Here is a 19,097-nt window from a genome sequence, read left to right as displayed (position 1 = left end):
AAATATTATGAATAGTTCCGACGGCGTAAAAGTCATTTTGCGGTTGTTATTAATGTAAACATTAAGGTGAAAATGAGGTGGTAAATGAGAGAGTTAAATTAAGTGTTTGACAGAGATAAAATTTTGCAAAATAAATGTTTACATTAATATGTGGGTTTATTTCATACGAAAGAAGGTGGGCTGTCTTATAAAAGCACTCCCGGTGCGTCATTATGGATAAAAATAATATTTCTCTGCACAGTGAGTAAATAATATTTTTCATGTGTTCTTAACAAATCTGGCGGGATAATTAACTGAACAATAATGTATACATATAGAGGGTAGTTAATATCTTGTCGTTTATTGTTCGTTACAGGGGATTAACGGACAGCCCAAAACCCCTTGCACCCGGGTTACCCCCCGGTTACACTACATGACTACGAATTGCTATTTCGTAAGTAGCTGTTTTATAAGTAATTTGACTCGGGGTGCCCTTCTTTGTGAAGGCTGAGAAATACCCGTATTACCTGATCTGGATAATGCCAGCGTAGGGGGCCGAAATTTGGCCTATTTATCATGAGATTGCATCTCTTTTTGTCCGTGCGGAATGCACTTGAGGTACAAAAAGGGGATGTTCATGAGGTTAAGATCACTTCCGTACACGTTCAAGAGGTACGGTAACTACTACATTCAGATCCGCTTATCTGATGGGCGGTCATACAAAAAATCACTGTCCACTGACAGCTATCGTGAAGCATCTGCTTTGATGATCAGCATCCTTCCGCATATCCCTTTTCTTAAATCATTAACTACTCCGCTCCCTGTGTTTGAAGCGTTCTTATCAAATCTGATCGCGTCAGAACGCAGGGCTGCAAGAAATCCACTCTTATCCCAACAGCAGATAATTGTTCCTTCTGAACTCGTGGAACCTCAGCCGCCAGCCGAACCGGAAAAAGTGCTAACCCTGTGGGATGCGTGGGCTATGTACAAAGATGAAAAAGGGCGCAACTGGACGAAATCGATCTCTATGGCAAACGAGCGATACATGGAAGTGTTGTTAACTGTCTTGGGAGAGAAAACTGATGTAACGGCGATCACAAAGCAGGATATTAAGCAGGTGATGGAAGTGGTTGAAAATCTCCCTAAGCGCGTTGTTCAGCCTTATCGCTCAATGTCCATTCAGCAGTTGATAGAATGTGATGATGTCCCACCGGATGATCTGGTTGGTGTTGAGGCTATCCATAAGCATCTCAAACTCTACAAATCACTGTTCAAAACATTTCTTACCGAGAGCAAAGATATTCTTTCTAAGCCTCCAACTGATGGCGTAGTGGCTGCACCTTCAAAAGCGAGATTTGGTGCTTACAGCACAGCGGAGATGAAAAAGTTTGTAGGGTGGGCGCTCAAGCAGCCAGATCACTGGCAAAAATGGATCACATTGTTGTTGGCGTACACTGGAGCCAGAAGGGGGGAGATTGCCAAACTGGAGAGGTCACAGATCAAATACGATGAAGATAGTCAGCGCTATTATTTCCTGATTGCGGAGGGAGGCCAGGGCAAAACGGAAAATGCCACAAGGCAGGTAGTTATTCATCCCAAGCTGATCGAATGGGGTTTTATGGACTATGTTGATCGCCAATGGAAAGAGCGGATTTTCTCAGAGGTGGCAGGATCGAACATGACAAAGATCGGAAAAATGTTCGCTGATCTCCGTGATGAGCTTGGGATTCCGTATCAAGATGATTACGGGCAACGGCGGTTGCTGCACTCCATACGTCATTCCGTCTGTTCTTCGGCAATGGCAGGTTGGGTGACGAATATTCTTCATCTTCAACAGACAGTTGGCCACGAGAAGAGCGGAGGGATCACTAAGCGCTATCTGCATACGTTTCCCTTATCCTCAATTTCTTATGTGATTGATGGGATTGATTGGGAGTCCTGAGTAGGCTCCCCAACGGGCAATAAGGCTTGTATTGTCCAATATCTGCGCTACGCTACCTTTGATTAACCACAGCAAAGGATAAAAATTATGACTAAAGAACAGTTTAAAGCGGCTGCACAGTATGATGATTGGAAAGGAAGCGTCGCAGCAGATGAGCTTGAGAAGAAAAATTTCAGCGACTTCTTAAGAGCGAAAGGAATACTCAAACAAGGTGAAGTCGTCAAAGGCATCTCCGTTTATTCGGGTGTAAATCGCTTTGATGTAGAAGCGTACATCGCTGATGATAAAAACGCATTACGGAAAGAAGATATTCAGATAACCCTTGGGGAGTTTTTCAAAACTTTCAAACGGTTCTCTATCAATATTTCTCGTAAAGGGGAATTGGACGATCAAGAAATCGAGTTCAAAGAGTAAGGAATCATAATGAGCATTTACTTTACTGAACATGGCAGCGCTATTGAATACCAAGTTGAAGGACGTTGGACAGTCAAGGGAGACTATTTGCAGGTCAATCATGGCCCCAATATTCCGGGCGGCTTGTACAAAATCAACGACGATAAAGTGAAATTCCCATTCGACTACAGAGAGGTTGAGGCAGTGATCGATACTGAAAAACTCACCTTTACCGTGAATGGTCAAGAGTACTCAATGAGGAAAAAACAAACTAACGCTTGGGATGTATAGCTGTATGGGGGCATTGCGCCCCCTCATATCATCCTCTCAAAGTCTGTAGCCACATCATCAGCAAATGAAGCTGGTTTCCTGTCATTGCTGGCAATTTAAACGTTTGACCTCAATATACGTCGCACAATGCAAGCGGCAAACTTTATTTTTATGGGAGGAGAAGTTTATCATGTGTCTTATATTAACTCGATCTAACCATTTACTTCTTCCACCCAAATTTTCGACAAAGGTAGCCGTTGATGGATTTATGCCACCTTAATTAACGAGTAAATACCATCTGGATTAAGATAATCAATGATATCGTAGAAGGATACGAATAACTCCCACGGACCTAAGGCATAGCAGTGAATTTCATACGGAGCAAAATGGAAAGTTAACCCTGCTTCACTAATGGTGAAAATATCCAGTTTACTATCCGTTATCCCCCGGACTAACCACTCCATATCTGATTCCTCAGGTTTTTCTCCCGTTCTCTCCCAGAATATACGGGGAGCATCCGATATAAGCCTTTCTTTAATTTTGTTAATAGCATCGTACCCTTTTTCATCAATGAAGAGATCATATAATGAAAATTTATAGGAATAATCATCGTCGATTACTACGAAATTGCTAACATCGAAATGGCTGTTAGGGTGAGCTGCGCCTGCACCATACCAATTGGCACTATGGAGAATACTTAGGATATGGATATTACAGTATGCAATGTAATATCCTTCAATATAGTCACTGGTATAAGTGTTTTTATACTCTTCATTCCAACCAAAATTACTTGGCCAAGGTGAAGTTCTGTTGTTGAAAACTAAACTCGCGGCACGACCTTTGAAATAGTTAGATATGATCTTTGCTGACCGAGGATAATTTTGGTTAGAAACAATCGGAAAGGTTATATCAATTTCATGTCCAGGTATGCTGTTATATTCTTCCTTAAATGTTTCGCTTGTGAATGTAAAATCACCGTACGTTACCCCTTTTGCAATTTCAATGTTTTGTTGAGTTGCAGCTAAGGCTAACGATTTTTCTAACAACGCCCAGCCATCTTCACGTTTATAGTCGATGTATTGAATTTTTGAGGATATGAATGTTGGGACAGGTGAATCATCAATAAGAATGGGTATCACAAAAATGTCATCAGGTTTATAATATTTCAATTTATCAATGGCTTCATTCATTTCACGCCTAATATAACCATTTTTTTGACAGCTAACTTTACTAAGAATAATAATTATAACATTTGCGCTGCTAAAGTTTTTTTGAATTTCGTTGTCCCAATTTACACCCGCAGGAATATCTCTTATATCCATCCAAGGACTATAACCATTGGTTTTTAATTTCTCATAAATTGACTCTGTAACCTTTTCATCTTCTTTTGCGTGAGCCAAAAATAATTTCATTCCTGATCTCCATTAGAGAATATCTGATATATTTTAACATCAGTGAGTGCAAATTTTACATTCATTATATTGCAAGCGGGAGGGGAAGGGTAGCCTTAAAAATATATTTAACTGATCTAAGTGATATGTTCGCTTCCAGAGTTTCACCTCCATCGGATTAACGCGCTCCGTAGCGCCACACCAGAAAAAACTGATGATCGGCTCTTCTTCCTTCTTCCTTCTTCCTTCTTCCTTCTTCCTTCTTCCTTCTTCCTTCTTCAATCGTTACTCCTCTTTAAAGGTCATTGTGTAGCGGTATTGCTGCGATGGTCTGATCGTCACTGTCTCTGTAAAGTTGGCGTTGCGATATACGCAAATCTTCGCGTTATCTGTCTCCTCTTCATCATTCAATATCAGGGTTATATGTCCGGCATTCGCCAGGGCAGGCAATAGCGCCAGCGTCAGCACAATCAAGCGTTTCATGCGCGTGTCCCTCTCTTAATGCCTGTTGAATACTTCGTTCGTAGTGCGTCCACTTTGGCCTGAGTGATCCCCAGGTAGGCGCGTGTGTGTTCTGTGGAGCGATGCCCCAACATTTTACTAATCACCTCTAAATCCTCATTGTTATTGTGGGCAATTGTTGCCACGGTCTTACGTGCGCTGTGCATACTGATCACTGCTTCCTGTGGAATCAAGCGCTGCATTTTGAGCTTATCCACTGCATACTGAATCTCTGCATGGATTTTAGAACGGCTGATCGGCTTACCCTTGCTCCGGTTGCTGTCATTCTGGAATACATACACGTTATCCCCGCGCTCGTTATGACGAGCCTTGAGAACCTCCCTTGCTGTCTCCGTCAATTCCACTTCTACCGCTTCTTTGGTCTTGTCCTGGGTGATACGCAATACCTTGCTACCGATATCCAGTTCGTCCCAGCGCCAGGAACGCATATCCACGCCGCGAAGCTGTGTCTCTACTCCTATAAGGAAGAGATCCGCCACTGTCTGGCTCTTCTTCGCGATTTCCTCCACTACCATCTTCACCTGATCGGCGCTCTCAAGTCCGTCTGTACGCTTTGCACCCTTACTGATTGCCATTCTCTTACCTCCTTAATCTGTTTCGGTGAGAAATTAATATTGATCAAAATCAGATAGATAGAAAGATCATTTTGTTCGTAATTGCATAAATGTCTTATTGGTGGGATTTCGGGGGTATTAAGTGGCATTAAACGCGATTAAAGCCGATTTGGGGGAGCGCGGTTGCGAGAGGTGCTTAACGGACTAAAACTAGGCCCCCCGATCTTGTGATTTCTTGAGTTTAAAATATCTCATTGATTCATAAAGGTTTTATTTTTAATTGTGATATTTCATAGAAACTTAATCTTGTCAACAGATTTATTTTTGCAGGCTGATTTTGCTCCAGGAATAGCCGAGAAAAGGCCAATAAATAGAGCTAAAACATAAGTGATTGTTTCTACTGAATGATGAATAGGACAGATAACCTGAATGTCCTATCGGAGCGGGATATTGCACCGCAGATGATAATAATTCGCACTTAAGTTGATTGCACCAAGAAATGATTAGAATGCTAATGAATTGGCGGATTTTGGCATGGAAAATCGATATTCAAATAAATTTGATAAAACATAAAAGTCTTTAAGCACATTGCACCTATCATGAAAGTGCTCATTGTGGACAATGATCGCTGTGAGCCGCACGGCGCAAGGCTTTACGAAAAGTGAGCGATAGTTACTATTTGCTCACCATGGCAACTTTACCCCTGTAACAACGGCATTCATTACCTGCCAATTACCAGCGGATTATATGCCTGTTTGGTAGGGATAACCCTTGGTTAACCTCGGATTAATCTTAGGTGTTGTTGTATGGTCGATTCGGAGTGAGCAGGGCGACGGTCTACCGTTGTATAGTGACCTATTGTCACTCTCTGCACGAGAACACACGGAAAAACCCGATTATGTGACGGAACGTCACACATACTAATCATCCTATCTGTGACGTTATGTCACACTTACAAACTACTTCTGTGACGCTGCGTCACACCTTGGGCACGTTATCTGTGACGTTATGTCACTCTATAAGACTACTTAACTATAATACTAAGATCTATAAGACTATCTTTCATGGTTTTGCGCTTGTCGCAAAGATCTTTTGCCTGGCGCCTATCGCCGTCACTCCTGGCAAGCAGCCTTACTTCGCTTCCTTTCGGGCTACGTTGGCTGGCCTCGTTCCGCTCACGACGCAGCAAAGCGTTATCTATACATTCTGTATGGTGCAATGGCGTTAGCCACCGTGAAAACGGTTGCACATGATCACTTCGCCGTGGGCGAATCTCTCTGCGCTGTGCGCGGTATGTAACCATCTACTAACCATCTAACGATGCTTACCAGATGCTAACTCTACCTACCTCCTATTACCTCCTCTACATCCTTTCGTCTGTAGTGGTGCTAATTCTCGAAGGTAGAGCAGCAGGGCTAAAGCTCACTGTTCACCGTGCTACGGTTCCACTTCACTAAGCCAACATATCCAATCATCTACAGCTATCCGATCTCACTGCCGTTCAATCTTATGAGTGCAGATTCTTGGTGTTGGAAAGTGCCAGAGGGCGGAAGTGATGCGAATAGAACGCCTCAGACGCGCTGTAAGCGGTTTTGAGAGGGTGGGGAATGCAGATATTACTGATATCACAAAAGCTCTCAAACGCGATACAGGAGGTTTTGTTAGTGTGAGAAGGGGTTGATCAAATAGCTTTAGTGTGTTATGATTTTAATTCACTTAATAGTGAAATTATCTATTGATTTTGAAATCATTTCATGTTATAGTAAGTTTTGTCGAGTGATGAAAGCATTCATCCCGTCGCCTTCTTAGGCATCCAGCCTAACGCAAACAATCCAAAATACACCGCACTATCAGGCAACGTTATTAACGTTCTCCCTGGATGGTGTTTTCGTTTATCTCACGCAAGGAGAACCAAAATTAAGTATTTCAACCCAGAACTTGTCTTCGAGGCTTTAAAGGCCGGAAACCAGACACGAAAGGCAATTAACAGCCAGCGAGCAGCAGCACAGCGTCAAGGATATTTGGAACACGCTGAAAGATTGCGTAAAGGAATCGAACTTTACGATCAATGGAAAGCTAAACAGGCTGAAACCACCACCAACGATTAAACCAAAAGGAGAAACCATATGATCGAGAAGAAAACCAAACTACCGCCGTCCACATCGTTAATGATCCCTGATGCGACATTTCAGATTCTATTCAAAGAAGCTAAGCGCCGAAAAATGAGCGTAAGCGCACTACTTCTTGAAGAGTGTCAAAACCTGGCGGTTAAATATTCGAAAGCTGGCGCGTAACAACCACGTTCCATCATTAACACCCACCCCACGAATGAGAAGCGGAGAAAACCAAATGAAGAGCATTCGTAACTTACTGAGCATACATAGGAGCATACACCAATGGCAAAAACACTCGCCGAGATTAAGGCAGACTACCAATACACCGACAAGCAAACTGGTGAAGTAAAAGATCGTACAATTAACACCCCACATTATTTCCGAGACATTCCCAGAATTTATTCTCCCAACCTCCAGGATGGTTACATGGACTTTTGCCCCAAGGCGCAAAAGTTGTACTGCTATTTTCAGGGATGGGAAAATTCAGGGAATTTCTGTTACGAAAGTCAGACAGAACTTGGAAAGGTGATCGATTTATCCAGGGAGAGAACCTGCAAACTCATTCAGAAGCTGCAAGATGCAGGGCTAATCACGAAAGAGAAAAACCCTGGTTATCGTTCCAAAGTTTACCGCACGTTTCCGATCACTGATGCGCACATTACTCCACCAGTGATCTTGACCCTCCATCTCCGAACAGCTTTTGTATCTTAAGTTAACGATGTCCGCTGCCGCCGGTATTCCCTCGGGGAGTGATATCCCAGCGCGCTGTGCGGGTGGTTTTCATTGTAATGCGTGAACGCTACTGCAAGGTTTCGCAGTGCTGTTCTCACATCCGGTTTTGGCATGAACGCGATATAGTCTTCTTTCATCGTTTTCACGAACCGTTCGGCCATGCCATTACTCTGCGGGCTGCTCACCGCTGTTGTGCAGGGCTCCAGATTCAGCTCTCTCGCGAACCTCCGCGTTTCATACGCGGTATACGCTGAACCGTTATCCGTCAGCCACTGCACCGCTGTGTCGGGCAACCTGTCGCCGAAGCGCTTTTCCACCGACCTCAGCATCACATCCTGCACGGTCGAACTGTCATAGCCTCCCGTGCTTGCTGCCCAGTCTATGGCCTCACGGTCGCAGCAGTCCAGCGCGAACGTTACCCGCAGTTTTTCGCCGTTGTCGCAGCCGAACTCGAAGCCATCTGAACACCAGCGCATATCGCTTTCTGCCACCGCTATCTTGCCCTTATGTTCACGCTTCGGTCGCTCTGGTTTGTGATGCAACAACAACAGGTTATGCTCGCTCATTATCCTGTAAAGCCGTTTGGCATTCACAGGTGGCTGTCCCTCTGTGCGACGTTGCTTGCGCAGGATGCCCCACACGCGTCGATAACCATAACTCGGCATATCGCTGATAATGTTGAGGATAGCCGACAGTATTTCTGCGTCTGCTTCTTCATTACGCCGGTTACAGCGCCTGTCCTGCCAGTCGGCAGAACGGTTAATCCGCAGTGACAGTTGCGCACGCGACACGCCCATGGTCCGGCTGACCATGGCTATTCCCCGTCCTTTGGCAACAAGGGCGCGTGCGCTATCCATTTTCGCGACTGACCGTACTCCACGGCTTCTTTCAGGATCTCAACTTCCATCGTTTTCTTGCCCAGAAGGCGCTGAAGCTCCCGGACCTGCTTCAGAGCAGCAGTAAGCTCAGAAGCAGGAACGACTTCCTCTCCAGCCGCAACGGCGGTGAGGCTGCCTTCCTGATATTGCTTCTTCCACTTAAACAGCAGGCTGGGCTGGATACCATGCAGGCGGGCGACATGGGAGACATTCATACCCGGCTCCATCGTCTGCTGGATAATGGCGATCTTCTCCTGAGGAGTTTTACGTTTACGGACTTCTTGCCCTAACAGGATCCCGGTCATCTCAAAATTGGCGTTAGTGTTAGACATATATTCAAGCCTATCTCTTATCTGGAGATACAGCTACTGTCCGGTGTTTCAGGGGGCTACATCACACATTACTCCACCAGAAGCACTGACAGTGCAGCCTGATATCATTTCTGACGTAGTGCCTGAACCAGCTACGGCAGAGGAAACGCAGGATGATGCGACAGAAAAGTCTGAGCCTTTAGGACTGCCTGAAACGATTACCGATGAAATGAAAATAGACGCAATGTGCGATCTATTGTCCAAACCGGAAAGTTTACGGCAGCAAAACAGGGGGGACACATTTATTAACTACGCTCGCCGCGTATTGCACCGCAAGAGTATGAAACTACCTTCCAGACTCGAAGAGGAATTAGAAATGCGATTTGAACATCGTTATCCACACTTCTATGGACGATTCGGAACACCATTTTAACGGAGACCTAATTGATACAATATATAAAACTAAACAACACAAACCAGATACAGATCAACGATAGCGGGAAGGGCGTTTATTATGCGCTTATCTGGTTCTGGAGAGGACGTAGGACACGCATTTCCTACGGAGAACTATCTGATAAATCCGGTGTAAGTGATAACGGGATCAGGTTCTGGCTTCGTGCGCTGCGCAACATTGGTGTGATTGAGATAGACGATGAGAGCCATTATCTATCATTCACGCTGAAACACATCGAACGAGACAATGTAGAATTTATCTACACTAATTTCTAAAACACACAATCGGGAAACTTTTATGATCATCGCTATGTATTGGTTATTTGCATTTTACGCAGTATGGACATTAACGAGAAAACACGGAAGTTTCCCTCTACGAGGAATGAATGGGAAAAAGAAAACGTAACGTAGTTACAAAATTTGAACGAAACGCACAATCATTATTACGAACATCTGATTTTCAAAATCTATCTCGCCTTTCGAAGGAATACAATTCTGTTCCTGGTGAATGGCAAACTACAATAATTGAAGAGAATAGCCCTGCAATGTCTCCTGACGAGATGGGCGCATTACAGGATATTCTCAATAGCTGCCCTGGTGCATTCTGGAAACCCAGGAAGATGAAAATCTTCAATGTGGATTCTTCAAATCTCCACAAATGGCAAATTCTTAATTTCTCCTCATACGAACATTATTGCGGCTGGCTTTCGGTTAATCACCTTAACAATTTAACCCGCGACTTTGACACCCTATTTGATACCAAGGAACATTATGACTCTTAACACTATGGACACCGTGAACATCGTGAACACCCTTATTAACTCTTTCCACGACATTTGGCATTTACCAGCCCTGCGGCTTGTTAATAAGGCGTGGTGTGAGAGAACGCCCTCCGCGCTCCTGGAAGCGATACAATACACTGAACAGGCAATCACTGCCCTTGAACACTGGAACGCTGCTGTAGAGCACCTGGTGCAGATGAACGGGGATACCGTCACCGTGGATCAGGCGTGGCGAATTGCCAATGATATGGAGGAGCTTGCCCTCGCTATGGAACACATCACCGTTGAACTCGGAGAGCTTGCCATCCAGATCGCGGAAGAATGCGCATAACATAAAAGTTACGAAATGTCTTGACTTATTGTGCTATTTGTGTCATAATGAGTTATAGGGTAAGTATTCGAATCACTTCTCCCATAGATGGCTACCCTACAGGGGAGGTGTAGCCCTCTTCTCTAAAATCATTCCTTCTTTGATTTTTGGTTGTGTCCTTTATTGCTACGTTTCGTTTGTTTCTAACAGGGGATCTCCACTGCCTTATTTATTGCTTCTTCTCAATGAATAGGGGATATCCGGTGGAGAACACCTTTTTAAGGTGCGCCCTTCATTCTAAAGGTAGTCATTCACAACGAGTGATTTTATAGAAGAGCAATCCTGCTCTTCATAACCGTTCTAATCATAAGAGTGGTTGTTAGACAATACAGAGAATTCAGACACTGGAACATTTTTGCTTTAGGGAAGGTGCGAACAAGTCCCTGATATGAGATCATGTTTGTCATCTGGAACCATGGAACAGGGTTCATTATGAGTCATCAACTTACCTTCGCCGACAGTGAATTCAGCAGTAAGCGCCGTCAGACCAGAAAAGAGATTTTCTTGTCCCGCATGGAGCAGATTCTGCCATGGCAAAACATGGTGGAAGTCATCGAGCCGTTTTACCCCAAGGCTGGTAATGGCCGGCGACCTTATCCGCTGGAAACCATGCTACGCATTCACTGCATGCAGCATTGGTACAACCTGAGCGATGGCGCGATGGAAGATGCTCTGTACGAAATCGCCTCCATGCGTCTGTTTGCCCGGTTATCCCTGGATAGCGCCTTGCCTGACCGCACCACCATCATGAATTTCCGCCACCTGCTGGAGCAGCATCAACTGGCCCGCCAATTGTTCAAGACCATCAATCGCTGGCTGGCCGAAGCAGGCGTCATGATGACTCAAGGCACCTTGGTCGATGCCACCATCATTGAGGCACCCAGCTCGACCAAGAACAAAGAGCAGCAACGCGATCCGGAGATGCATCAGACCAAGAAAGGCAATCAGTGGCACTTTGGCATGAAGGCCCACATTGGTGTCGATGCCAAGAGTGGCCTGACCCACAGCCTGGTCACCACCGCGGCCAACGAGCATGACCTCAATCAGCTGGGTAATCTGCTGCATGGAGAGGAGCAATTTGTCTCAGCCGATGCCGGCTACCAAGGGGCGCCACAGCGCGAGGAGCTGGCCGAGGTGGATGTGGACTGGCTGATCGCCGAGCGCCCCGGCAAGGTAAGAACCTTGAAACAGCATCCACGCAAGAACAAAACGGCCATCAACATCGAATACATGAAAGCCAGCATCCGTGCCAGGGTGGAGCACCCATTTCGCATCATCAAGCGACAGTTCGGCTTCGTGAAAGCCAGATACAAGGGGTTGCTGAAAAACGATAACCAACTGGCGATGTTATTCACGCTGGCCAACCTGTTTCGGGCGGACCAAATGATACGTCAGTGGGAGAGATCTCACTAAAAACTGGGGATAACGCCTTAAATGGCGAAGAAACGGTCTAAATAGGCTGATTCAAGGCATTTAAGGGAGAAAAAATCGGCTCAAACATGAAGAAATGAAATGACTGAGTCAGCCGAGAAGAATTTCCCCGCTTATTCGCACCTTCCTTAGTCGAGTTGTATTGTCTCCTAATTAATTATTAAGCCGAAAGGCTTGGTAGTGATAAGAAATTCCAATAGGGCGATCATTCATCCTAAGCGTGTTTGCAACGACACGGAATGATCCCCAGGCTGGTTTATAAGATTTCCAGCTATCCCAATAAGCCCCTTCAATGGGGTTTATTTTTATCTGCTGTAACAAAAAAGTTACGATAAGGAAACGACAATGTTTCTAATGAACTATGACCGTGTGATAACACACAAAGGTGCATCTCTTGTTCTGTCTGAAAAGATGATGAAACAAGCGGCGAATGTATTATGCGTAAGTGTCGAAGAAATTCGAGAGGCTACAGAAAAATTCTGGCCTACCGCCACGATCACTAAATCAAAAGAAGGTTCCCACCCATTAACGGGACTTGAGGAACGATTAAAATTATTAGCTAAAGGAAAATAACCGAATGCAATTTGGAACATTTCAAACTCTCAACGGGAATAACAGCCACGCCCGTTATAAAGTAGTGGCTTACGCATCTGATGCAATTATGCAGGACAAGCTGATCCGTGTGGAATCCGGTATTCCTGCCGATCTCATTGTTGGCGATCTCGTAACCGCAACAGGTGCAAAAGCTGCCACCCCTGGTGACATTGCGTATGTTGTCGTAGAACCTGCACGCGCTGGTGATAAGGCGTTTATTGTAGCTTCTCCAGAACATACTATTTTAGCCCTGGTTGGCGTTGAATTTGGAAGCCTGGATAAATCTCTGGCTCAAGCGCAATTAGCAACCCTTGGCTTTACTTTCACTGATTTTGACACTGTAGCGCTACGCACTACCTAATAATAAGGAAATTACATAATGTCTAAAGATTTATTCTCTGGTGTAGTGTACGACAGCTTTACAAGCCCGTTTACTTTCAGCACTCAGCTAAACCGTATTATTTCAAATCTGGGCTTATTCCGTCAGGAGTCCCACAACGTAAATCTGATTTCTCTTGAAAAGATTACCGATGTTAAAAATCTGGTAGCTAAAGAAAACTCTCCTTATTCCCAATCAGATTGGAACAGCGCACAGCGTCCAGAGTTTACTAACTCATTGTACACCATGAAATATTTCGGTGTTTTGAACAGCGTCACCAGTTTAGATCTGCAACAATACGCCGCGCGTGGAATTGCTGACACTGCCGACCAGGTGAGTATTGCTCTGTCAGATTTCAGTGATAGCCAATATTCTATGGCAGAAAACGCCGTTGAAATTGACCTTGTGAATGCTCTGTTAGGTCTGCGTGTTAATAGCGACTATGCCGGACAAGGCGATCTTGATTTCTTAACTGGCGGTGCTCGAACAGAATACACCCTGGACACTTCCGACACTGCTAACATCTTTGAACAACTAAGCGAAATTGCCCGTATTCAGAATGTCGCTCTTGGGGATGGCCTGGCACAACAGAAACAAGGCGCTGTGATCCTGGCTTCTGGGGCTGCTGCTAAAGCACTTCGCTATCATCCATCTATTAAAGATTTCATGGTGTACACCCTAAGTGTCAATAGCTCTGACAACTTCTACACTCGAACAGTAGAAAGTAATCCGGCTTACGAGGTGTGGACTCTGAACGGGATCACCGTAATGGATGTAACAGGGTACTCCCTGATCACCGACAAAATCGGTGTGGACGGGTTCGCCGTCATCCCACGCATGAGTGAGGGGAGTAATGCACTGGTGCTGCACACCGGAATCGGTGTTCGTCATCTGACACTTGGAAAATCTGCAACTCTGCATAATCAGTATGTTGTTTCAGATGCTAAATGGCAATTCCCATCTATTGCAACAGAAACCAGCTATATACCAATTAATAACATCCCTACGGCGATAGTTTTCGGTAGCGTCTCAGCATAATGAGCGATAGACGGTAGCTCTTCCCGTCTGGAAAATAAATAACAGAAGAGCTTTTGAATAGGGCGTGTGAACGTTGGGAACTAAGAGAGCGCAAATCTCCCCAGTGTTCCCGCCCTTTTTTATTTCCAGAATAAGAGGAAAGATGAAATTGGAACTTATCCTAAAGAGTCGAGGCTTACATTTACAACTAAATGATACAAACGCAGAGCAACTACTGAATTTAGCAGCCGTATCGAGAGCACTTGATGTGAGCTATTCACATTTAAGACAACTTATTTTCAAGGGAATGAGCGTATCAGATGCGCTTAATTATCTTGTGAACGAAAAGAAAGGCGGTGAATAATCATGCTTGAGATCCACACAAGTTCTATCGTAAACACGGTACGTTTTCAAGTTTCGAAAGAGGACATTGCAGAGGCGAAGAAAGCCGCTGATGATCTTCAACGCCATTTTTCTAAGATTAAAGACCCGAAAATTCGTTTTCAGAATCAAAAGAAAAACAGGCAGAAAGCTCGTAAACAAGCCGATGATGCGAAGTTTAATAGCTCTCCTAAGAATACGGCTGAAATGAAAGCGCAGCGTACAGCAGAGAAGCAGAAAGCCAGGGATGAAAAGGCCAATCTGAAAGCGAAGCAGCAGCTACAGAAACGACAGGAAACAGCCGAGCTAAAATTTCGCCATGTAGGGCTACAAGTTTCAGGAATTAAAGGTAAATACGGGCTTGATCCTAAGTCTCAGTATGAAGCGTTACGTTTCATTCAGAAGCAAACAGAGGCTTTTGCTCAAGGTAACATCACAAGCCAGCGTATGAACGCTACTATTCGTGAGCGTGTAACCCTGTTACGCAGAGAAGCCGCACAGCAAGCGAAAGTGACACAGGCACAGCGTACCCAGTATGCCGCAGCAGCCACTAAGCTAAAGGCTCAGAAGGGCGGGAATGCTCCTATCGTCGGTGGTGGGGTATTAGGAAGCCTTGCGTTAACGGCTGGCTCCCTCGGAGTGGGGCAGCGAATTGTTGACAAAGGGAATGAAAATCTTGACCTGGTGCGACAGTCGGCTCTTGTTAAGACAAATCCTAATGCAATCAAGACAATGGTAGCCTGGGGGCAGCAACATGGGGTTGACTCAGCTAATACATCTAAAGCCGTTGATAATATGAAAGATGTTCGTGAACGCCTCGCCATGACTGTTAACGATGCTCAAATGAAGAATGGCGAATGGAAGGGTGGGGATGGTGGCATTACGTCGATAATGAACAAATTCGGATGGAGTAAGGATCAGATTTCCAAGTTCCAAGATTCACCACTGGATTTCGTTCAAGCTACGGTGAATGAAGGGCAACGCCGTGGTATGTCACAGGCTCAGATTGGTACGTTGATCGAGAGTTTAGGTGATGACCTGATGCACTACACAGATATGTTCATGAATAACGGAGCTGACTATAACAAGACGCTGAAACAGCTTGTGGAAAGCGGTCAGACGCTGAACGACGAGCAGGTAAAACAGACGCTTGCATATGGTGATCTGAGTGTAGCGATGGGTAATCTGATGAATGGATTAGACAATCAGTTGTTTACAGGCTGGATGAAAGGCTTTGCCGATGGGGGCGACGATCTGGTAAGGAACACCAAAATTATCACCGAAGCGGCGGGAATGCTTGGAGAGGGCTTAGGCAATCTCTCGAAAGAAATCACTGGGCTTGTGGGTGAGATTTCCAATGTTGTGAGTGATATCAATAAAGGGCTGAAAGAACGTTTCCCTCAATGGTTCACTGATAGCGATAAGCCAGCGGCCCAGGCTCTCTACGATGGTGCTGTTACAGGCAGTGCCAACAGTGCTGCCGATTGGGTGCAGGACAAGACAGGGTTTAGTACCCGTAGTGTCGGTCATGCTGTTAAAGGTTGGTTAGGAATAGATGATCAGCCTACAGGGACAGCGGTAGAACAGTACGGCCTGAATGGTGATTCTCTGCGAGGGGGAGCGCTTCGTGATTCTGCTATATCATCCCTAACCAGCACCAATAGTGCGCCATCGTACAACCTTGCACCTGTATTCAATCTAAATCTTGAAGCGTCTGTTCCGCTCACTATCGCCAGCGATAGCTCAAGATTGAGCGATTACATTGATTTCCAGGCGAGAGCTTCTCAAGCCAGCTTTGCACAGTCGCTAACGCTGCAAATGTCGTCCGGTCAATCGTCTACAGGTGGGTGATATAAGGTACTATTCCGCTATATGTTGTATGGTATTTTGTGATCTGTGTGCATATATTGTGCTTTTTCTTTGACGCCGCTTCGCTTATTACCTACTATTAAAAAGGTAAAGTCGTTCTATCCTTCATTCCAGATGAGGTGTTTTCATGACTAAACAAAAGGTAGTTCGTGATGCGGGTACTGGTCAGTTTGTAAAGCCGGAAGAGGCTAAGAAACGTCCAGGGACAACTGTTACGGAAACTGTAAAAATCCCCTCTAAAAAAGGGAAAAAGTAAAAACATCTCAAAGCGCTCATTTGTAGCGCTTTTTCTATTTCTGGAGATCTTTTGATGGAAAGTCATAACTTTGAAAGGCTAAAAGAACATATCTTATCGTTATCTGTTTCAAAAAACTTCGAAGTTGCCAAAACAGAGTGGAGTCTACATTCGATAGAAGTTTCTGAAGAAATGGATTCCTGTCCCTGTGGTCAGGATATCAAAGAGCATTGCTATATTGAAAATAATAAAAATGGCAATACCACGTATGTTGGCAATGTTTGTATAAATAGATTTTTGAATATTTCAACTGGCACTTTATTCGATGGGTTGAAGAGGATTAAAAAAGATATTTATGCTAATCCCAATCTCGCATTGATTGAATATGCAAATAGCAAAGGGTATTTGTTCGACAAAGATTATGATTTTCTTATTGGAACTATGAAAAAGAGAAACCTCAGTGATAAACAGAGGCAGTGGAAGGAAAAAATAAACAATCGCATACTTAGAGAAGTTGTTGTTAAGAACCGTACAGCAAGATGAGTATTCTGTTTAGCACCCTCGATTCGAAAACAATGAAAACCAGCACATTCTATAAAGAGTGTAAGAAATAAGGGGCTTGCGCCCCTTTTTGCTGTCTGGGGTGGGGGTCAAAATGGGGGTCAAATTAGGGGTTATGCTTATTTTCAAGTTGTAGATGCGATGACCGGAAAGGCGGGGCTTGCATCAGTAAGCCACTTCCCCTAAGCTGGCAAAAAGTATAGAGATTCAATCTTCATGACTCGGGGTGCCCTTCATCAAAGAAGGCTGAGAAATACCCGTACCACCTGATCTGGATAATGCCAGCGTAGGGAAGTCAGATGCCTACCCGGTCATCGCTTCTTCACGCACGGCAGGAGCGAAATCATGCAGCCTGACCTGCTAGACTCACACGTTTTACATCAATTCCGAACCCGTTCCCCGCTCACGCACTGTATGACCAACGATGTCGTGCAGACCTTCACCGCCAACGTTTTGCTCGCGCTGGGTGCTTCCCCGGCAATGGTGATCGAAGCCGAGGAAGCGGAACAGTTTGCCGCGCTTGCCGATGCTCTGCTCATCAACGTGGGTACACTCACCGCGCCGCGCGCCCAGTCGATGCGTCGGGCCATTGAGAGCGCGGTAGCCGCGGGTACGCCCTGGGTTCTGGATCCGGTTGCGGTTGGCGCGCTGGCGTACCGCACCCGATTTTGCCAGCAAATATTGTCCCTTAAACCTGCGGCCATTCGTGGAAACGCCTCCGAAATCCTCGCCCTTGCCGGAATGAGTGCGGGCGGGCGCGGGGTTGATTCCACCGATACGGCGGCGAGCGCGTTGACCGCTGCGCAGACGCTCGCCCGCCAGACCCACGCCGTTGTGGTCGTCACAGGAGAAGTGGATCACATCACTGATGGTCAGCGAACCCGTACGGTCGCGGGCGGCGACCCGCTGATGACCCGCGTGGTGGGAACAGGCTGTGCGCTCTCGGCGGTCGTCGCCGCCTGCTGTTCGCTGCCTGGCGACAGGCTTGATAATGCGACGGCAGCCTGCGGCTTTATGAAGCGCGCAGGGGCAGCTGCACTGACTCACAGCCGGGGCCCCGGCAGCTTTGCCCCGGCGTTTCTGGATGCGCTTTACGCGCTGGAGGAGCTGGTATGACACGCATTAATGCCCTGACTATTGCGGGAACCGATCCCAGCGGCGGAGCGGGGATCCAGGCAGACCTGAAAACCTTCTCTGCGCTCGGCGCTTACGGATGCTCGGTTATCACCGCGCTGGTGGCGCAAAACACGCGCGGTGTACAGTCGGTATATCGTATTGAGCCGGATTTTGTCGCCGCACAGCTGGATTCGGTATTCAGCGATGTACGCATCGACACCACCAAAATCGGCATGCTTGCAGAGGCGGACATTGTTGAAGCGGTCGCTGAACGTCTCAAACGTTATCAGATAAAAAACGTGGTGCTCGATACCGTGATGCTGGCCAAAAGCGGCGATCCGTTGCTCTCCGCCTCTGCCGTCGACACCCTGCGTAAAAAGCTGCTGCCGCAGGTGGCGCTGATCACGCCAAACCTCCCTGAAGCCGCCGCGCTGCTGGATGCGTCACACGCGCAAAACGAACGTGAGATGAAAGAGCAGGGCAATGCGCTGCTGGCGATGGGATGCAGCGCGGTGCTGATGAAAGGCGGTCATCTTGATGATGCAGAAAGCCCGGACTGGCTCTTCACCCGCGATGGCGCGCAACGTTTCACCGCCCCGCGGGTACAGACCAAAAACACCCACGGCACGGGATGTACGCTCTCGGCGGCGCTGGCGGCGCTGCGTCCCCGAAACGCGAACTGGGCGGATACGGTGCAGGAGGCGAAGATCTGGCTCTCGTGCGCGCTGGCAAAAGCCGATTCTCTGGAAGTGGGTCACGGTATTGGGCCGGTTCACCATTTTCATGCATGGTGGTAAGCCGTATACTGGCATAAAACCTTATG

24 protein-coding genes and 2 riboswitches are annotated in these 19,097 nt (G+C 46.1%); of the genes, 19 read left to right on the top strand and 5 right to left on the bottom strand.

Translation table 11 applies throughout. From position 1 onward, the window contains the following. The first annotated feature begins 453 nt into the window (after positions 1-453). Positions 454-549: riboswitch (TPP riboswitch) on the top strand. A 67-nt stretch (positions 550-616) separates the two neighbouring features. The 3 genes from AC4OVU_RS14555 (at position 617) to AC4OVU_RS14545 (ending at position 2,605) form a co-directional block, all read left to right on the top strand. Further along, on the top strand, positions 617-1,921 hold the full coding sequence (locus AC4OVU_RS14555) for a tyrosine-type recombinase/integrase (RefSeq protein ID WP_063134589.1): 1,305 nt from the start codon (positions 617-619) through the stop codon (positions 1,919-1,921). Positions 1,922-2,008: 87 nt separating this feature from the next. After that, positions 2,009-2,335: a hypothetical protein gene (locus tag AC4OVU_RS14550; protein ID WP_063134512.1), complete on the top strand. Its 327-nt coding sequence runs from the start codon at positions 2,009-2,011 to the stop codon at positions 2,333-2,335. A 9-nt stretch (positions 2,336-2,344) separates the two neighbouring features. Next, positions 2,345-2,605, top strand: coding sequence for a hypothetical protein (locus AC4OVU_RS14545; RefSeq protein ID WP_063134511.1), 261 nt, complete (start codon positions 2,345-2,347; stop codon positions 2,603-2,605). Between the two features lie 245 nt (positions 2,606-2,850). On the opposite strand, the gene AC4OVU_RS14540 is transcribed toward AC4OVU_RS14545, so the two are convergent. The 4 genes from AC4OVU_RS14540 to AC4OVU_RS14525 are packed head-to-tail and all read right to left on the bottom strand — an operon-like array spanning position 2,851 to position 5,072. Continuing rightward, the gene (locus AC4OVU_RS14540; RefSeq protein ID WP_491928729.1) at positions 2,851-3,996 is read right to left on the bottom strand and encodes a TIR domain-containing protein; all 1,146 of its coding nucleotides are present in this window, start codon (positions 3,994-3,996) and stop codon (positions 2,851-2,853) included. 39 nt (positions 3,997-4,035) lie between these two features. Next, a complete protein-coding gene (locus AC4OVU_RS14535; RefSeq protein ID WP_491928728.1) occupies positions 4,036-4,257 on the bottom strand; it encodes a hypothetical protein in 222 nt (73 codons plus the stop codon). A gap of 3 nt (positions 4,258-4,260) precedes the next feature. After that, positions 4,261-4,458 carry a hypothetical protein gene (locus tag AC4OVU_RS14530; RefSeq protein ID WP_491928727.1) on the bottom strand — a complete coding sequence of 66 codons (198 nt, stop codon included), beginning with the start codon at positions 4,456-4,458 and terminating at the stop codon, positions 4,261-4,263. After that, positions 4,455-5,072: a tyrosine-type recombinase/integrase gene (locus tag AC4OVU_RS14525; protein ID WP_063867181.1), complete on the bottom strand. Its 618-nt coding sequence runs from the start codon at positions 5,070-5,072 to the stop codon at positions 4,455-4,457. The genes AC4OVU_RS14530 and AC4OVU_RS14525 overlap by 4 nt, the downstream gene beginning before the upstream one ends. Before the next feature lie 1,748 nt (positions 5,073-6,820). On the opposite strand from AC4OVU_RS14525, the gene AC4OVU_RS14520 reads away from it, so the two are divergent. The 3 genes from AC4OVU_RS14520 (at position 6,821) to AC4OVU_RS14510 (ending at position 7,876) form a co-directional block, all read left to right on the top strand. After that, positions 6,821-7,159, top strand: a complete 339-nt coding sequence (locus AC4OVU_RS14520; protein ID WP_146215488.1) for a hypothetical protein — start codon at positions 6,821-6,823, stop codon at positions 7,157-7,159. A gap of 18 nt (positions 7,160-7,177) precedes the next feature. Continuing rightward, positions 7,178-7,345 carry a hypothetical protein gene (locus AC4OVU_RS14515; protein WP_022649293.1) on the top strand — a complete coding sequence of 56 codons (168 nt, stop codon included), beginning with the start codon at positions 7,178-7,180 and terminating at the stop codon, positions 7,343-7,345. A gap of 102 nt (positions 7,346-7,447) precedes the next feature. Then, positions 7,448-7,876: a hypothetical protein gene (locus tag AC4OVU_RS14510; protein WP_491928726.1), complete on the top strand. Its 429-nt coding sequence runs from the start codon at positions 7,448-7,450 to the stop codon at positions 7,874-7,876. Here the strand turns inward: AC4OVU_RS14510 and AC4OVU_RS14505 are convergent. Then, a protein-coding gene (locus AC4OVU_RS14505) for an IS3 family transposase (protein ID WP_089617520.1) occupies positions 7,873-9,080 on the bottom strand; the annotation gives its coding sequence in 2 pieces (ribosomal slippage) (positions 7,873-8,759 and positions 8,759-9,080; 1,209 coding nt in all). The two genes, AC4OVU_RS14510 and AC4OVU_RS14505, sit on opposite strands and share 4 nt — an antisense overlap. A gap of 118 nt (positions 9,081-9,198) precedes the next feature. Between AC4OVU_RS14505 and AC4OVU_RS14500 the strand changes: the two genes are divergently transcribed. The 13 genes from AC4OVU_RS14500 (at position 9,199) to thiD (ending at position 19,071) form a co-directional block, all read left to right on the top strand. Further along, positions 9,199-9,519, top strand: a complete 321-nt coding sequence (locus AC4OVU_RS14500) for a hypothetical protein (protein ID WP_491928725.1) — start codon at positions 9,199-9,201, stop codon at positions 9,517-9,519. A 406-nt stretch (positions 9,520-9,925) separates the two neighbouring features. Beyond that, positions 9,926-10,321, top strand: a complete 396-nt coding sequence (locus AC4OVU_RS14495) for a hypothetical protein (protein WP_032623407.1) — start codon at positions 9,926-9,928, stop codon at positions 10,319-10,321. Then, complete coding sequence (locus tag AC4OVU_RS14490; RefSeq protein WP_110293187.1) at positions 10,311-10,652, top strand: hypothetical protein; 342 nt, start codon at positions 10,311-10,313, stop codon at positions 10,650-10,652. Before AC4OVU_RS14495 ends, AC4OVU_RS14490 begins: the two co-directional genes overlap by 11 nt. A 471-nt stretch (positions 10,653-11,123) precedes the next feature. Continuing rightward, positions 11,124-12,104, top strand: a complete 981-nt coding sequence (locus AC4OVU_RS14485; protein WP_000019403.1) for an IS5-like element IS5 family transposase — start codon at positions 11,124-11,126, stop codon at positions 12,102-12,104. Between the two features lie 363 nt (positions 12,105-12,467). Beyond that, on the top strand, positions 12,468-12,695 hold the full coding sequence (locus AC4OVU_RS14480; RefSeq protein ID WP_110293186.1) for a hypothetical protein: 228 nt from the start codon (positions 12,468-12,470) through the stop codon (positions 12,693-12,695). Positions 12,696-12,699: 4 nt separating this feature from the next. Beyond that, positions 12,700-13,077 (top strand): hypothetical protein, encoded by a 378-nt coding sequence (locus tag AC4OVU_RS14475; protein WP_110293185.1) that lies wholly within the window; start codon positions 12,700-12,702, stop codon positions 13,075-13,077. An 18-nt stretch (positions 13,078-13,095) separates the two neighbouring features. Continuing rightward, on the top strand, positions 13,096-14,133 hold the full coding sequence (locus AC4OVU_RS14470; RefSeq protein ID WP_110293184.1) for a major capsid protein: 1,038 nt from the start codon (positions 13,096-13,098) through the stop codon (positions 14,131-14,133). 142 nt (positions 14,134-14,275) lie between these two features. Further along, on the top strand, positions 14,276-14,476 hold the full coding sequence (locus AC4OVU_RS14465; RefSeq protein WP_224310681.1) for an uL22 family ribosomal protein: 201 nt from the start codon (positions 14,276-14,278) through the stop codon (positions 14,474-14,476). Between the two features lie 2 nt (positions 14,477-14,478). After that, a complete protein-coding gene (locus AC4OVU_RS14460; RefSeq protein WP_110293183.1) occupies positions 14,479-16,344 on the top strand; it encodes a hypothetical protein in 1,866 nt (621 codons plus the stop codon). Positions 16,345-16,489: 145 nt separating this feature from the next. Further along, positions 16,490-16,618, top strand: coding sequence for a hypothetical protein (locus AC4OVU_RS14455; protein ID WP_258364724.1), 129 nt, complete (start codon positions 16,490-16,492; stop codon positions 16,616-16,618). A gap of 54 nt (positions 16,619-16,672) precedes the next feature. Beyond that, positions 16,673-17,140, top strand: a complete 468-nt coding sequence (locus AC4OVU_RS14450) for a hypothetical protein (RefSeq protein WP_104669009.1) — start codon at positions 16,673-16,675, stop codon at positions 17,138-17,140. A 230-nt stretch (positions 17,141-17,370) separates the two neighbouring features. Beyond that, positions 17,371-17,468: riboswitch (TPP riboswitch) on the top strand. Positions 17,469-17,503: 35 nt separating this feature from the next. Next, entirely contained in the window at positions 17,504-18,274 is a 771-nt protein-coding gene (gene thiM, locus AC4OVU_RS14445) for a hydroxyethylthiazole kinase (RefSeq protein WP_023295038.1), read from the top strand. Then, positions 18,271-19,071 (top strand): bifunctional hydroxymethylpyrimidine kinase/phosphomethylpyrimidine kinase, encoded by an 801-nt coding sequence (thiD, locus tag AC4OVU_RS14440; protein WP_017383356.1) that lies wholly within the window; start codon positions 18,271-18,273, stop codon positions 19,069-19,071. The genes thiM and thiD overlap by 4 nt, the downstream gene beginning before the upstream one ends. Positions 19,072-19,097 lie beyond the last annotated feature (26 nt).

It is taken from the genome of Enterobacter sp. 6722112 (genome assembly GCF_058661685.1).
The sequence above is the reverse complement of the archived record's forward strand: the minus strand, read 5'-3'. Positions and strand labels throughout refer to the sequence as shown.

Coding starts and splice junctions, on each gene's coding strand:
- AC4OVU_RS14470 (WP_110293184.1), top strand. CDS start 13,096: ATGTCTAAAGATTTATTCTCTGGTGTAGTGTACGACAGCTTTACAAGC.
- AC4OVU_RS14510 (WP_491928726.1), top strand. CDS start 7,448: ATGGCAAAAACACTCGCCGAGATTAAGGCAGACTACCAATACACCGAC.
- thiM (WP_023295038.1), top strand. CDS start 17,504: ATGCAGCCTGACCTGCTAGACTCACACGTTTTACATCAATTCCGAACC.
- AC4OVU_RS14495 (WP_032623407.1), top strand. CDS start 9,926: ATGGGAAAAAGAAAACGTAACGTAGTTACAAAATTTGAACGAAACGCA.
- AC4OVU_RS14550 (WP_063134512.1), top strand. CDS start 2,009: ATGACTAAAGAACAGTTTAAAGCGGCTGCACAGTATGATGATTGGAAA.
- AC4OVU_RS14490 (WP_110293187.1), top strand. CDS start 10,311: ATGACTCTTAACACTATGGACACCGTGAACATCGTGAACACCCTTATT.
- AC4OVU_RS14450 (WP_104669009.1), top strand. CDS start 16,673: ATGGAAAGTCATAACTTTGAAAGGCTAAAAGAACATATCTTATCGTTA.
- AC4OVU_RS14525 (WP_063867181.1), bottom strand. CDS start 5,072: ATGGCAATCAGTAAGGGTGCAAAGCGTACAGACGGACTTGAGAGCGCC.
- thiD (WP_017383356.1), top strand. CDS start 18,271: ATGACACGCATTAATGCCCTGACTATTGCGGGAACCGATCCCAGCGGC.
- AC4OVU_RS14555 (WP_063134589.1), top strand. CDS start 617: ATGAGGTTAAGATCACTTCCGTACACGTTCAAGAGGTACGGTAACTAC.
- AC4OVU_RS14465 (WP_224310681.1), top strand. CDS start 14,276: ATGAAATTGGAACTTATCCTAAAGAGTCGAGGCTTACATTTACAACTA.
- AC4OVU_RS14480 (WP_110293186.1), top strand. CDS start 12,468: ATGTTTCTAATGAACTATGACCGTGTGATAACACACAAAGGTGCATCT.
- AC4OVU_RS14475 (WP_110293185.1), top strand. CDS start 12,700: ATGCAATTTGGAACATTTCAAACTCTCAACGGGAATAACAGCCACGCC.
- AC4OVU_RS14515 (WP_022649293.1), top strand. CDS start 7,178: ATGATCGAGAAGAAAACCAAACTACCGCCGTCCACATCGTTAATGATC.
- AC4OVU_RS14460 (WP_110293183.1), top strand. CDS start 14,479: ATGCTTGAGATCCACACAAGTTCTATCGTAAACACGGTACGTTTTCAA.
- AC4OVU_RS14545 (WP_063134511.1), top strand. CDS start 2,345: ATGAGCATTTACTTTACTGAACATGGCAGCGCTATTGAATACCAAGTT.
- AC4OVU_RS14540 (WP_491928729.1), bottom strand. CDS start 3,996: ATGAAATTATTTTTGGCTCACGCAAAAGAAGATGAAAAGGTTACAGAG.
- AC4OVU_RS14485 (WP_000019403.1), top strand. CDS start 11,124: ATGAGTCATCAACTTACCTTCGCCGACAGTGAATTCAGCAGTAAGCGC.
- AC4OVU_RS14530 (WP_491928727.1), bottom strand. CDS start 4,458: ATGAAACGCTTGATTGTGCTGACGCTGGCGCTATTGCCTGCCCTGGCG.
- AC4OVU_RS14455 (WP_258364724.1), top strand. CDS start 16,490: ATGACTAAACAAAAGGTAGTTCGTGATGCGGGTACTGGTCAGTTTGTA.